This is a genomic window from Pseudaeromonas pectinilytica (assembly GCF_054780855.1).
In genome coordinates this window covers 1-920 of sequence record NZ_BAAGVN010000033.1, presented here as the reverse complement: position 1 = coordinate 920, position 920 = coordinate 1, and the positions used below count along the sequence as shown (strand labels likewise).

Sequence of the window (920 nt, the reverse complement as noted above, 5' to 3'; positions counted from 1 at the left end):
TTGCTCTTGCCCTTCGCAACGGACGGCACGGCCTGGGTCGCTTCGATGAATTTGCGCCGCGCATGATCCCAGCAGCCAATCCGGGTGAGACCGCTCTCTTTGCACACTTGGCTATAGCCGGAATAACCATCGGCTTGCAGTATGCCGCTAAAGCCATCCAGCAGGCGCACGGGAACGCTTCCGGCGCGCGACGGATCGTATTCAAATAGCACAGAAGGTCGGCCCGGCGGACCGCCGCGGGTCACCCACATCCATTTGTCCGATTGCGCGGTTTTGCCCTCTTCTTTGAGCACCTGAATGCGCGTCTCGTCGGCTTGCAGGTACGTCGCGTTGTTCTGCTCCTCGCGCAGCAGGTTCATCAATGGCTGGAATACCTCGTCCAGCCGGATGATCCAGTGGGCCATGCTGGTACGGCTCACCTCCTGCCCCAGGCGCTTGAACATCTGCTCCAGACGGTACAACGGCAGGCCATCGGCATACTTCGAGGTGATGATGTAGCCCAGCAATGACGGGGTAGCGATACATTTGCCCAGCGGATGTTCGGGGCGGTTGGCCGCGATGATCACCTCTTCTCCATCACGCTCGAACACCGCCTTCTCTTGCCAGATCTCCAGCACCTTGAGTTGGGCCGGAATGAACTGCAACTCTTCTTTGACCTTGGTAAAGAACACCTTGCTGGCCCCGGCTTTCTGCTCATCGCTGAGGGTGAGTTCGATGCGCTCGCGCAGCAGTGAGGCGGAGAAGCCACGTTGGCGCGGCTTGGCCTTTGCTTCGGCAGTTTGTGGCTGCTCATCGGGCAACTGGGCCAGCAGGGCGTCGATATCCGCTTCCAGCTCCGCCTCATCAAAGAGCTGGAGCTGATGGAGTTTCTCGCTGCTGGCGGCAAAGCGCTGGATCCTGCGCAGACGCAGCAGCTCTTC

The 920-nt window shown here is 60.0% G+C and carries 1 protein-coding gene; it reads right to left on the bottom strand.

From position 1 onward, the window contains the following. The coding region (gene tnpC, locus ACYVG7_RS03290) for an IS66 family transposase (RefSeq protein ID WP_460881821.1) at positions 1–920 on the bottom strand (920 nt) is incomplete at both ends.